The following is a 12,514-nucleotide window of genomic DNA, read 5'->3' on the forward strand; positions in this document are numbered from 1 at the left end:
TATCGCTAATGATCTTACGCTTCATAAAGTGATGACGCATTTTAGCGCTAACGATAGATATTAATTTTGGTTACATTTTTGCTATTCAACAGCTATGACATCTTCTATAAGTTATTTAAACAAAGCAACTATGCTTGCTTAATTCCACTGTTCACCTTTGATTTTACGACGACAAAGTAAGGAAGCGGATATGGCATTGCCACTAATATGGTTAGGCGCCGCAGCGATTGGTGTCGCAATTGTTGCAGAAGAAAAAGAGAAGCAAAAAGAGGTCGCACGAAAGCGTTTGGAGGGCAAAGCGGCCAAGAGTCATGTTGATGGTCAGTCTGCAGAGTTATCACCTAGTTTATGGAAAACTGGTGATAAAAGAGTGCAGCCGGTACCTGGCTCTATTGTTTGCTGTTTTGTATTTGGCGTGATTGAACATACCGGAATTTGGATTGGTGATAACACGCTGGTGGAACTGCACGGTAGCGGCTTAGTTAGAGCTGTATCTGTCGAGCGTTTTCTTGTTGGCCGCAGTGGCAGCAGGATCTACCAAGCGTGTAATCATCAACATCAAGCATTAATCGCCACGCAGACTCTTAACAACGCGAAACACGCCATATTCAGTTATCGTGATTACGATTTATTTGATAATAATTGCCATCGTTTTGTATGGCACTGTTTAAGTGGAGAAGACAGCGTAGTTTCTAGCTTTAGTAAGCTGAACAATAAAATAGGTGGTTATTTTTCTGAGGCGATTTATTGGGATGAAATTGATTTATGCGTTAAGTGAAAAGTATAAAAAAACACCGATATTAATCGGTGTTTTTTTGGTATGGTTAGCTTTTAATTTCTAGCCACAAAAGTGTTTTACAGCTTTGGCAACTAGCTCAATACCTGTTTTATCACAAGGTGGTAACTCTGCATTGCTACTGTTAATTGGTGTGACTCGATCGCCCCATTTAATTAACGCAGCTGCAGATGTGAGGCCTGCACCAAACGCACAAGATAAAATTGTTTGATTTGGCTGGATTTTTCCTTGTTCAAGCGCATCACAAATAGCAATAGGGATGGTCGCAGCTGATGTGTTACCGTAGTTAGCAATGTTAACCACTGCTTTTTCTTTCGGGATCTTCATGCGACTAATTAGCGTATCAATAATACGTTCGTTAGCCTGATGCGGAATAACCCAGTCGATTTCTTCTTTATCGATACCGCACTTTTCGATAACTTTAGTGCTTAATTTACCCATACCCGCAATGGCACGTTTAAAGATCTCTTGACCGTTAAACTCAATATAAAAATCTAAAGACGATGCTTCGAAGCGGTCCATTGCAGTACCAAAGCCGGCTTTTAAAATATCGCGACCATCTGGATCATTATTAAGCTCATAGCCTAATACACCAATTGCTTCGTCTGTTGCTTCAAGCACAACAGCACCAGCACCATCACCAAAAAGTACGGCAGTATCACGACGAGACCAGTCTAAGAAGAATGAAAGGCGTTCGGCACCGATCACTAATACTTTCTTACACTGACCACTTTTTATCTGTGAGCTACCTAAACCTAAACCATACAAGAAACCACTACAGGCAGCATTAATGTCAAAGGCGGCGCATGTTGCACCTACGTTAGCTTGTACTGTTGACGCGATGTTTGGAATCAAGGTATCAGGAGTAGCAGTAGCAAGAATAATCATATCTAGCTCGCTTCCGTCAATACCAGCCGCCGCTAGTGCTCTTTTAGCTGCAACAGAAGCTAGCTCTGAAGTATCTACATGGCTGATATGGCGTTGGCTGATCCCAGTGCGTGGTTTGATCCACTCATCAGAGGTTTCGATAAATGTTGAAAGATCGTGGTTTGTTAATGTGGCAGGCGGAACACACTTTCCCCAACCAGTAATAGTGGCGTACTGCATCTAGGTATTCTCTATAAATTTAAAAGGCAGAACCTGAGCTCTGCCTTATGGGATCTGTATAAGCTAAGCTTAGCAAGGAACATGCTAATCAAACAGTGAGCTAGTCGTCTTGTTGGCTCACTAATATGCGGATAGCTTCTGCTGCATGTAAAATATGTGCGCGTAAAAGAGCAACGGCTTTATCCACTTCTTTGTTTTTACAGTGTTCAAGTAGTTCACGGTGGTCTTGTTGTGCTTTAGGCACACCGCTTGCTAAAAACAGTTGTAAACGAATATAGCGATCGCAGCTAGTATTTAAACCTTGAACAACTTCAAGGGTATGAGGGCGATTTGCTGGGCTATAAAGGCAAGTGTGAAACTGTGCGTTTAAACCACTCCAGTTTTCAACTTGTTCTTCATCTTGGAAAGCCGCATCCATTTCATGAAGGATACTCTCAGCTTTGTTGAGATCTTCTTCTGTTAGGTTCGGAATAGACTTGGCGAGTAAATCACCTTCAATCAAAGCTCGTAAATCAAAAAGCTCGGTAACATGTTCAACAGACAAAAGTGTTGCTGTTGCGCCTTTGTGGGCTTCAAACTTAACTAAACCTTCGGCCTCTAATTGGAGTAAGGCTTCTCTTACTGGAATTCGGCTAACATTCAACTCATCAGCTAAGGCGCTTTGACGTAGAGGTTTACCCGCTGCGATTTCACCGGAAAGGATTTTTTCCCTAAGCACTTCAACCACAATTTGTGTGCGAGTCTTATGGACGATAGGTGTTGTTTTGCTCATAGTGCCCGATTTTTTTGTTATTTATACAAGTTGATCCGTCCTAGGGTACCGCTTATGTCAAAATAATGAAAGGGTAACCGAGGCTTTCCCTTTCATATTTTTGCCATTTTTCATTGCAACTCTTAATAATATAAGGCACTAAGCATGCGGTTTTACCTTTTAATGATGCTTTATATTAAAAGTCCATTATTGGCTTGCTCGTTCAAAAACCCTTGCGCGGGCTTATGCTCATTCCGCGCAATTATATAGTCGTCTAAAACATTCATCCCTATAAACTGAACACGCTGAACTTAGTTATAAGTTTGAGCATCAGCGTTTAAAAGCTTTTTACGCCTGTTTCTCCTTCAATGACACGTTGTGGTAATAATGTCTTTGGCATATTTTGATAGCAGATCGGGCGCTCAAACCTTGCCATTGCTGCAGAACCAACAGATGTAGTGCGACTGTCTGTGCTAGCTGGGTATGGTCCGCCGTGATTCATTGAATGACAAACTTCGACACCTGTTGGCATCTGATTGAATATTAAACGGCCCACATTAAAAGCAATAGCTTCTATTAAGTCTTGATTCGCGATTAACTCACAGTCTAAACCGTGTATTGATGCTGTTAACTGGCCTTCAAGTTGCTCGGCAATTAATTGCATTTGGGCCTCATCATCACACTCAACCAATACTGCACATGGGCCAAAAACTTCCTGCTGAATTTCCGTTGAATTTATAAAGTCGGTCGCGGTTACTTTAAGTGCTGTTGGACGTGTAAAATGATTGGCTGGAGATGACTCACCCTGGGCAATGAGCTCAACCTGTGAATTGGTCAATAGCAATTCAATTTGTGATTGATAAGTGCTAGCTATGCCAGCGCTTAGCATACTCGCAGCGCTTTGTGGGGCAATATCTTCTGCAAGAGTAGCCTTGTAACGGTTTAAAGCGTTTCCTTTTATTGCGACAATTACGCCAGGGCTAGTACAAAACTGACCATGGCCCATCAACATTGATTGAACTTGGGTTGAAGCTAAGCTTTCGGCTTGTTCTTCGAGAATATGACTTAATATAAACTGTGGGTTTGTTGAGCCCAGCTCACCATAAAATGGAATGGGTTCAGGGCGCGCTGCACAAAGGTCGGATAAAATCCGACCGACTTTAAGTGAGCCGGTAAAACCAACAGCTTTAATCGCTGTAGAAGTCACTAGTTGGGTCGAAACTTCTGGTGAGGAACCTTGTATTAAGTTAAATACTCCAGCAGGCATATCACACTTTAATGCTGCGCGTTCAATGGCTCCGCTAACTAATTCACTGGTTGCGGCATGTGCAGGATGGCCTTTAACCACAATAGTACAGCCTGCAGCAAGAGCTGATGCTGTATCGCCGCCAGCGGTTGAAAATGCCAATGGAAAGTTCGATGCACCAAAGACGGCTACAGGACCAAGCGGCAAAGTGGTCAGTCTGGTATCAGGCTTAGGCAGTGGCTGTCTTTCTGCATTGGCTAAATCCACATAACGACTATCTATAGGGTTTCTTAGGTTGCCAGCAAATAGTCTTAATTGACCACATGTACGACCGGTTTCACCTTGTAATCTAGCCATCGGTAACCCCGTTTCTAAATGGGCTGTTTGTGTAATGGCTTCTATGTCAGCTTGGATCTCATCGGCAATAGCCTCTAGAAATGCAGCACGGCTTTCGGCTGTTATACCACGATATTTTATAAATGCTTGCTTAGCTGATACAACGGCAGACTCAACAATCGACTGGCTCGCGTTTGCAAAGCGGTATGGAAGCGCCTCATTGGTAACCGGGTTGATGCTATTAAAATCTGTTGCTTCACTGGTCCATGTACCACTTATAAAGTGTTGGCCAGTGATAGTTACTTTGTTTAAATCTGTCATGTTTGCTCCTGAGTGTTAACACTCATTAAGAAATTATCCGGTTAAACAACTTGGAATCCGTATGCATAAGGATCTGAATCATCAACAGTAATGGCATTTTTACCTATGATCCTTGCCCAGCCCTTTATGCTTGGCATAATTGCTTGGTGGGGACCTACTGTCGTTACTGCTTCAACTCGGCCAATAAACTGACTGCCAATAATACTTTCATGGGTATATTCATCGCCGACGTGCAACAATCCCTTGGTAAATAACTGTGCCATTCGAGCACTGGTACCAGTTCCGCATGGCGAACGGTCAATGGCTTTGTCACCATAAAATACAGCATTAGCGCCATTGGACCCGTCATTAATGGTATCGCCGGTCCAAAGTACATGGCTAACGCCATTTACGGTTGGATCATCCGGATGAATGCAAGTGAGTTGCTCTTGGGCAACCTTTCTAACTATTGGGCTCCACTTTAATATGTCACCAGCGCTCCAGTGTCGTAGCCCGGGAAAGTTCTCTTGTGGATCAACAATGACATAATAATTGCCACCATAGGACACATCGACTTTGAGTACACCTAAACCTGGGATATCTAAAATTTGGTCTTGATGGGCTAAATAGGCCGCAACATTATAAATTTTAACCCAGTCCACTTTTCCACCTGTTTGCTGATAGTCGATATTGATCTGCCCCGCAGGGACATCAATTATCAGCTTACCTGGCGCTTTAGCAATGAGTAAGCCTGACTCAATTGCTGCGGTAATCGTGCCTATTGTGCCGTGACCGCACATTGGCAAACAGCCACTGGTTTCGATAAATAAAATTGATGCGTCTGCGTTATTTGAGCAAGGAGGGTAGAGGAATGCGCCTGACATCATATCGTGGCCGCGAGGCTCAAACATTAATGCTTTACGTACCCAATCAAATTCTTGAAGAAAGTGCTGGCGTTTTTCGCTCATCGTTTTGCCACGTAGGTTAGGGTGGCCACTTGTCACGAGTCTTACAGGATTGCCACAGGTATGGGCGTCAACACAAAAAAAAGTGCCTTTCAGCATGTAATCCACTCCATGGTTTATTGTTTTAGTTAGCACACTCAGCCGCTTAATTAGTATTAAACGGCTGACTTGGAGGTTTTGGGTCTTTTTAGTCGATGTTGTATTTATCGAGATTAATACGTGTTGCTAGTGCCTGAGCAATAACTTGTTCAACGTATACACGTTCTTCGTCGATAAGAGGTAAACGCGGTAAGCGTACATTTTCGCTACCACGGCCAACGATTTGCTCTGCAAATTTGATGCATTGAACTAATGTTGGAATCGTGTCTAGGCGTAATAAAGGCATAAACCAGCGATAGATCTCGCGAGCTTCTTCAATACGACCAGCACGGGCAAGCTTGTAAAGTGTTACAGATTCACGGGGGAACACGTTTGTTAGGCCTGAGATCCAACCGGTGGCACCGAGTAATAAGCTTTCTAGAGCAATATCGTCAACACCACAAAGAATGTTAAAGCGTTCGCCAAATCGGCTTTGTAATTCTGTTAGTCGACGGGTATCAGTTGTCGATTCTTTGATAGCTACAATATTGTCTTCTTCTGCAAGAATCGCTGTCATTTCGAGATTGATATCGACGCCATAACTAACAGGATTGTTGTAGATCATAATAGGTAGTTTCGTTGAGCGTGCGACAGTTTGATAATGAGTGACAACCTCACGATCTGTACCACGGTAAACCATCGCTGGAAGAAGCATTAGACCATCAACGCCCAGCTCTTCAATATCTTGAGCGTAAAGAGAAGCTGCTTCTGCTGTGTTTTCTGTACAGCCAGAAAGAACCAAGATCCGTCCTTTAACAGTGTCGACAGTGTGCTTGATAAACTCACGTTTTTCTTCTGGGCTAAGTGAGGCATTCTCGCCGATAGTGCCTAACGCAATAATCCCGTCGATACCGTCTCTGATCAGATCTTCCAACATACGGGCATTTGACTCGTAGTTGATAGAACCATCTTGGTTAAACTGTGTAGAGATCGCTGGAAAAACACCTTGCCAATTTACGTTCATATTAAGCCTCTATTACTGCTATGTAGCGTTTGGAGTTATATGTGGATTCGTATATTGTATACGCATGTTTTCAAATTGAAACCTATTTGTTTACGGAATGTATTTGAAATAATGCTACTAAAACCACAGGAATTATTGTATACAATATCCAAATAATTAAATTGGAGCAATAAAAATATGCACTCGATCACAATTAGTCATGAATTGGCTGCTCATTTCAAAGAGTTTATGACTATAGATGCGCACACAGAAGGCGAGCCGTTGAGAATTATTGTCTCTGGTTATCCAGAGATAAAAGGGGCCACTATTTTAGAAAAGCGTCAGTACGTGCTAGAGAATTTGGACGTTTATCGTAAGCTATTAATGCATGAGCCTAGAGGCCATGCTGATATGTATGGGGCACTCATAACTGAACCTGTTACTGAGTCAGCGGATTTCGGCGTGCTGTTTTTACATAATGAAGGTTATAGCAGCATGTGTGGTCATGGCATATTGGCTTTGGTAAAAGTCATGTGTGAAACTGCCACTATCGAGTTGCATGATACGCCACGAGTGATAAAAATTGATTCTCCTGCAGGGCTTATAACTGCTAAAGCGCATCGTGATGCTTTAGGTAAAATCCATGCTAGTTTTGAAAATGTCGATTCTTGGGCTGATGGGTTAAATTGCAGCGTTAACGTCGAAGGTTTTCGCGAGGTTAACTATGACATAGGCTTTGGCGGCGCTTATTATGCTTATGTTGATGCAGATTATTATGAAATTAATTGCGGACAGGACAATGTGGCGCAGTTAATTGATTTAGGTCGTCGGATAAAGCAAAGCATCATCAAAACTCATACTTTAACGCATCCATTAGAAGACGATTTGAGCTTCTTATATGGCGTTATTTTCACCTCTAAAAAAGTCACCAATCCTGAAGCTCATTCTCGCCATGTATGTATTTTCGCCGATGGTGAAGTTGACCGTTCGCCCACTGGTACAGGCGTTTCTGCGCGGATCGCTTTATTACATGCAAGGGGGGAGGTAGCGTTAAATACTCCTTTGATGATTGAGAGTATTGTCGATGGACGCATGATTGTTACTGCGCGAACTGAGACTGACTTCTATGGTAAGGCTGCGGTGATCCCTGAAGTTTCCGGTCGCTCTTATATTACAGGTAAACATCTGTTTTTACTCGATCCAGATGATGTATTTCAGCAAGGTTTTATGTTGCGCTAAACCCGCGAACTTTATTATGTAATGTTATAAAAAACACCATAGAGAAAGCATCTGAATTGGAGACAAGGATATGATTAGTCGTAGTGATAAGGCGACTCAAACTTTGACTAATAGTGAAAGAGAGTGTCATCAAAGTAATCGCCAACAGCACTTAGGTAATCTAACTATTGTAGGTGCTGGTATAGTTGGATTAGCTGCGGCAATTGAGCTGCAACGCGAAGGTTTTAATGTCACAGTGATTGATAAAGAAGGCGCGGGTACAGGCGCGTCTAAAGGCAATGCAGGGCATTTTGCTACCGAACAAGTTTTTCCGTTAGCCGACGCGACAATGCTGCCAAAGCTACCTGAAATGTTAATGGATCCCTTAGGGCCTTTTCGGGTACAGCCGCAGTATTTTTTAAAAGCATTACCTTGGTTTATGCGTTTTTTGCAAAATATGCTGCCTTCACGCAGATCTAAAAATAGTCGTGCTATTAAAGTACTCAATCAAGATGCTATTGCAGCTATGAAATCTTTAGCAAGCTTTTGTGGTTGCGAAGATTTATTAGTGATGAATGGTAGCCTGTTAGTATTTGAGGGGACGCCAATAGAAGAGGTTAAAAAAGAGTACCAAGCATATGCGGACGCTGATATAGAGGTTCAGCTATTTAGTGGCGAACAAGTGAGGGCGTTAGAGCCCTCATTAAGTCAACATATCACTAATGGCTTATATTTTACTCAAGTTGGCCATACAAGCGATCCATATCGTTTATGCCAAGCATTTGAGGCTAAATTTAGAGCGTTAGGCGGAAATTTGATCATTGAGGAGGTTGTTGAAGTCTATACGAGTGAAACAAGTTCAAATATACAGTTGCAAATGAAGTCTGGTATTAGCAAAAACACTGATAGGTTGGTGATTGCTGCGGGGGCGTGGTCAAAACCTATTGCTAAACAACTAGGTTATTCGATACCACTGGAAACAGAGCGAGGCTACCACTTGATGATGCCACAAAAAAGTTGTTTATCTAGACCTGTAGCTTCCTATAATCGCAAGTTTATTGTTACTCCAATGAGCGATGGGACGCGCTTAGCTGGAACTGTAGAGTTTGGAGGCTTACAAGCTCCTTTGGTTGATGCCAGAGCAGATTGCTTATTTCATCATGCTAAAGCATTGCTGCCCGATTTGTTTGCAATTGCATCCGCAAGTGACGGTATTCGATGGATGGGGTTTCGACCATCATTACCAGATAGCCTACCTATACTTGGTCGCAGTCAAAAACAAGCTAATGTGTTTTTCTCATTTGGGCACCAACATCTTGGCTTAACTTGGTCTGCTATTACGGCAAAACTTTTACGTCAAGAGGTGTTAGGGGAACAAACAACCATAGATTTAGGACCTTATCGCATTGACAGGTTTAATTAGTCATAAATGAAGGTTAGCAAAATTAGAGATCTGCGTTATAAATATAAAGAGTGGAACATAACGGAGCCATTATGAAAAATTTTCTTTTATTTATGACAATCGCTACACCACTATTTATAAGTGGCTGTGCTCAAAATAATGAGCAATCTACCTCTGAAAATTTGCTGACGGAGGATGGCAGGGTTTCGATTATGTGGCAAAACCCGGCTGACTTTAGTGATGTTGAAGCGACAATTGGTGTGCAGTCTAAATTTGAAGAATACTTATTTACCCAGTTGACCAAAGAGCTGGCTAAATTAGCTAATAAGCATTTATCGGCACAACAAAAACTTGAGCTAATCGTTACTAATGTTGATTTAGCGGGGGATTTACAACCTACATTTGGTGGAACTGCAGATGAAGTTCGAATCGTTAGTGACTTATATCCGCCTAAGGTCGCTTTTGAGTACACATTGACTGACAATGGTAATGTGATTAGCTCTGGTAGTGAAAAGCTTAAAGATATGGGTTACTTAATGGGAATTCAGCAGGTTGGTAATGACCCTTTTCCTTACGAGGCTGACTTACTGACAGATTGGTTTAAGAAAAACGTAGAGCCTATATTAGCTAATTGATTGTCTCTAGCATGGCAAAAGGGGGCGTAGTTTACGCCCCTTTATATATCGAGTTAGTTTTGGTGAACATTTAAAAGCGATTACACTGAATTTTGTAATCTGAGTGCCTTATAGTAAGGCAATAGTTACGATAAAGTGCAAAGCACTATGCCAATATGAGCCTATAAAGAGCAGAAAGGCGATTAATACCGTGCTCTCGCCAATAATTAGCTTTTGTAGGGTGTTCATTTCTATCGCCCTTGATGCGTTTAAATAGGTTCTAGCTTGCCATTAAAGCTTCAATATCTTCTATGCTTCTTGGTACATCAACTGATAGGTTTTCGTATCCATTATTTGTGACTAAAATATCGTCCTCAATGCGGATCCCCATGCCACGATAGGCCTCGGGAACATCTGTCGCATCAAGTGGAATATAGATCCCTGGCTCAATAGTAAATACCATGTTGGCTTCTAATGTCCGAAATTGACCTTTATTGTTGTGATAAGGGCCGACATCATGGACATCCATTCCTAACCAATGACCGGTTTTATGGACGGTAAAGCGTTTATAAGACTCATTTTCCATGATTTCGTCTATCGAACCGGATAAGAGACCGAGCTCTTTAAGCCCTTCTGCCATAACTTGCATACAGGTCTCATAGAGTGAGTTCCAAGCTGCGCCTGGGCAAACTTTTTCGATAGCTTGATCGAGTGCTTTAAGCACTAATTGATAAATGACTTTTTGCTCCGGAGAGAAACGGCCATTTACCGGGTAACTGCGAGTAATGTCAGCCGCATAATACTCAAATTCACCGCCTGCATCGATGAGTAGCATCTGACCATTAACTAATTCACAGCAGTTTTCCTCATAGTGCAAACAACAGGCATTGTTACCACCGGCGACAATACTAGGGTAGGCGACATCGTTACAGCCATGTTTGGCGATAGTGAAATCAAATAGTGATGAGAGTTCTCGTTCATTAATTCCGGGTTTACAAGCTTGCATAACGGCCTTATGTCCAGCTGTAGATGCATAAACCGCTGAACGGATTTTAGCGAGTTCGTCTTGAGACTTTACTACACGATTGCTGTGTAACACTTCAGCTAAAGGCTTTATTGAAGTGAAGCGCTTAGGCGTATCAAACGAACAATGATGTCTTTGCTGGTTTACCCAGCTAATGAGTTGTGACGAAAATCTTCCAAGTTCATCACTTATATATAGTGTATTTACTTGTTGTAGAAGTAGCAGTAGGGTCTGTTCGAACTCGGCAACGGTAAAGGCTTTATCAGCACCATGAATGGCTACAGCCCCTTCAACACCTGCTCGGGCGCCAAAACTTACTTCCTGCGCGGGATCTTTAGGTCGACAAAATAAAAGGTATTGGTTTACATCGCCCTTAACCAATATTGCGATAGCATCGGGCTCGTCGAACCCTGTTAAGTAGAGAAAGTCATTATCTTGTCTAAAATGGTATTTGATGTTTTTGCTACGTACTTTCTGCTGATAGCCTGCAACGATGGCTAAACTGTCATTTGGTAACTGCTCAAGCAGTTCAAAGCGTCTTTGATGATAGATATTAGACATCTTATTATCCCTAGCGATTAATTGAATCAGCTACAATTCAGATTGTGAAAGTTGTATATTTTATTCATTACACGATATTCACCGTTTTATAGCAAGTTCACGGTGCATTTTGTTGCAAGGAGTGAAATAATAATAGCTATTGCATATTAGAGAGAATGTATTGTGAATCGAGCGGTATTTTTAGACAGAGATGGCGTTATTAATCAAGACCACGGCTATGTACATCAGGTTGATGATTTTGAATATATAGATGGTGTGTTTGATGCGTGTTCATCTCTAAAAGAGATGGGCTATATGCTTGCTGTCGTGACTAACCAGTCTGGTATTGCTCGAGGAATGTATAGCGAAGATCAATTTCATTCACTGACAGAGTGGATGGATTGGAACTTTGTTGACAAAGGTGTAGAGCTTGATGGGATCTATTATTGTCCGCATCATGCTGAAAAAGGCATTGGTGAATACAAAATTGATTGCGATTGCCGTAAGCCAAAGCCTGGTATGCTCAATTCAGCAGCGCAATTTTTGAAAATAGATTTATCTCAATCTGTCATGGTGGGTGATAAACGCGATGATATGTTAGCGGCTGAAGCTGCTGGTGTGCCAACTCGTATTTTAGTTAGAACTGGCAAGACGGTGACTGATGATGCTATCGCCGCTGCCACAGTTGTTTTAGATTCAATTGCCGATGTGCCTGGCTATTTAGCTAATCAGGGCTAGTGTGCAAGTTAAGCTGTAAAACGTAATGCCTCATAACTCAGTTATGAGGCATTTTTGTTTTGCTATATGTAGCTCTTATTGACAGGGTGGACTTGTATAACCAGCGACTCCTACGTTAAACAGACCGTTTCGCTGTTAAAAAGCACATGTTGTGCAATAACTATTCGTTTGATTCGAAAAAGCTAATTTTATTGAAAACTGCCCTTGCGCTACTGCGAGAACTCCCTATAATGCGCATCCACTGACACGGCACAGCAGGCCAACTACCTAGGTAGTAAGGGACTTGCAGCGGTGTTAGAGAGATTAACTTCTACGGAAATTAGCCTCAGGTGACAATCGCTTTAGAAGTTCAATTAGATGGTTATTAACACGAGAGTGTATAAAGAATCATCGCTT

11 protein-coding genes are annotated in these 12,514 nt (G+C 42.0%); 5 read left to right on the top strand and 6 right to left on the bottom strand.

Annotated features, from left to right (window positions below):
* Nucleotides 1-190 precede the first annotated feature (190 nt).
* Nucleotides 191-778 (top strand): lecithin retinol acyltransferase family protein, encoded by a 588-nt coding sequence (locus tag AB4298_RS14450; protein WP_371987250.1) that lies wholly within the window; start codon nucleotides 191-193, stop codon nucleotides 776-778.
* 60 nt (nucleotides 779-838) lie between these two features.
* On the opposite strand, the gene AB4298_RS14455 is transcribed toward AB4298_RS14450, so the two are convergent.
* The 5 genes from AB4298_RS14455 to dapA form a co-directional block, all read right to left on the bottom strand.
* Entirely contained in the window at nucleotides 839-1,903 is a 1,065-nt protein-coding gene (locus tag AB4298_RS14455) for a ketoacyl-ACP synthase III (protein WP_249000115.1), read from the bottom strand.
* A 100-nt stretch (nucleotides 1,904-2,003) separates the two neighbouring features.
* Nucleotides 2,004-2,675, bottom strand: a complete 672-nt coding sequence (locus AB4298_RS14460; protein WP_249000114.1) for a GntR family transcriptional regulator — start codon at nucleotides 2,673-2,675, stop codon at nucleotides 2,004-2,006.
* Between the two features lie 316 nt (nucleotides 2,676-2,991).
* A complete protein-coding gene (locus AB4298_RS14465) occupies nucleotides 2,992-4,557 on the bottom strand; it encodes an aldehyde dehydrogenase (NADP(+)) (RefSeq protein ID WP_371987251.1) in 1,566 nt (521 codons plus the stop codon).
* A 41-nt stretch (nucleotides 4,558-4,598) separates the two neighbouring features.
* Nucleotides 4,599-5,600: a 4-hydroxyproline epimerase gene (locus tag AB4298_RS14470; RefSeq protein ID WP_371987252.1), complete on the bottom strand. Its 1,002-nt coding sequence runs from the start codon at nucleotides 5,598-5,600 to the stop codon at nucleotides 4,599-4,601.
* 88 nt (nucleotides 5,601-5,688) lie between these two features.
* On the bottom strand, nucleotides 5,689-6,603 hold the full coding sequence (dapA, locus tag AB4298_RS14475; RefSeq protein ID WP_249000111.1) for a 4-hydroxy-tetrahydrodipicolinate synthase: 915 nt from the start codon (nucleotides 6,601-6,603) through the stop codon (nucleotides 5,689-5,691).
* A 177-nt stretch (nucleotides 6,604-6,780) separates the two neighbouring features.
* Here dapA and AB4298_RS14480 point away from each other — a divergent pair, with 177 nt between their 5' ends.
* The 3 genes from AB4298_RS14480 to AB4298_RS14490 all read left to right on the top strand — a co-directional run bounded on the left by AB4298_RS14480 (nucleotide 6,781) and on the right by AB4298_RS14490 (nucleotide 9,837).
* Nucleotides 6,781-7,821 carry a proline racemase family protein gene (locus AB4298_RS14480; protein WP_371987255.1) on the top strand — a complete coding sequence of 347 codons (1,041 nt, stop codon included), beginning with the start codon at nucleotides 6,781-6,783 and terminating at the stop codon, nucleotides 7,819-7,821.
* A gap of 70 nt (nucleotides 7,822-7,891) precedes the next feature.
* On the top strand, nucleotides 7,892-9,223 hold the full coding sequence (locus tag AB4298_RS14485) for an NAD(P)/FAD-dependent oxidoreductase (RefSeq protein WP_371987256.1): 1,332 nt from the start codon (nucleotides 7,892-7,894) through the stop codon (nucleotides 9,221-9,223).
* A gap of 71 nt (nucleotides 9,224-9,294) precedes the next feature.
* On the top strand, nucleotides 9,295-9,837 hold the full coding sequence (locus AB4298_RS14490; RefSeq protein ID WP_371987257.1) for a DUF3016 domain-containing protein: 543 nt from the start codon (nucleotides 9,295-9,297) through the stop codon (nucleotides 9,835-9,837).
* A 259-nt stretch (nucleotides 9,838-10,096) separates the two neighbouring features.
* Here AB4298_RS14490 and AB4298_RS14495 read toward each other — a convergent pair whose 3' ends face one another.
* Entirely contained in the window at nucleotides 10,097-11,401 is a 1,305-nt protein-coding gene (locus AB4298_RS14495; protein ID WP_371987258.1) for an aminopeptidase P N-terminal domain-containing protein, read from the bottom strand.
* Nucleotides 11,402-11,563: 162 nt separating this feature from the next.
* Here AB4298_RS14495 and gmhB point away from each other — a divergent pair, with 162 nt between their 5' ends.
* The gene (gene gmhB, locus AB4298_RS14500; protein WP_249000106.1) at nucleotides 11,564-12,118 is read left to right on the top strand and encodes a D-glycero-beta-D-manno-heptose 1,7-bisphosphate 7-phosphatase; all 555 of its coding nucleotides are present in this window, start codon (nucleotides 11,564-11,566) and stop codon (nucleotides 12,116-12,118) included.
* The last annotated feature ends 396 nt before the right edge of the window (nucleotides 12,119-12,514 follow it).

The organism is Shewanella sp. 10N.261.52.F9, from assembly GCF_041471165.1.
GTDB classification, from domain to species: Bacteria; Pseudomonadota; Gammaproteobacteria; order Enterobacterales; family Shewanellaceae; genus Shewanella; species Shewanella marinintestina.

Excerpts from the sequence above, each read along its gene's own strand:
- AB4298_RS14450 (WP_371987250.1), top strand. The coding sequence starts at position 191 with ATGGCATTGCCACTAATATGGTTAGGCGCCGCAGCGATTGGTGTCGCA.
- AB4298_RS14455 (WP_249000115.1), bottom strand. The coding sequence starts at position 1,903 with ATGCAGTACGCCACTATTACTGGTTGGGGAAAGTGTGTTCCGCCTGCC.
- AB4298_RS14460 (WP_249000114.1), bottom strand. The coding sequence starts at position 2,675 with ATGAGCAAAACAACACCTATCGTCCATAAGACTCGCACACAAATTGTG.
- AB4298_RS14465 (WP_371987251.1), bottom strand. The coding sequence starts at position 4,557 with ATGACAGATTTAAACAAAGTAACTATCACTGGCCAACACTTTATAAGT.
- AB4298_RS14470 (WP_371987252.1), bottom strand. The coding sequence starts at position 5,600 with ATGCTGAAAGGCACTTTTTTTTGTGTTGACGCCCATACCTGTGGCAAT.
- dapA (WP_249000111.1), bottom strand. The coding sequence starts at position 6,603 with ATGAACGTAAATTGGCAAGGTGTTTTTCCAGCGATCTCTACACAGTTT.
- AB4298_RS14480 (WP_371987255.1), top strand. The coding sequence starts at position 6,781 with ATGCACTCGATCACAATTAGTCATGAATTGGCTGCTCATTTCAAAGAG.
- AB4298_RS14485 (WP_371987256.1), top strand. The coding sequence starts at position 7,892 with ATGATTAGTCGTAGTGATAAGGCGACTCAAACTTTGACTAATAGTGAA.
- AB4298_RS14490 (WP_371987257.1), top strand. The coding sequence starts at position 9,295 with ATGAAAAATTTTCTTTTATTTATGACAATCGCTACACCACTATTTATA.
- AB4298_RS14495 (WP_371987258.1), bottom strand. The coding sequence starts at position 11,401 with ATGTCTAATATCTATCATCAAAGACGCTTTGAACTGCTTGAGCAGTTA.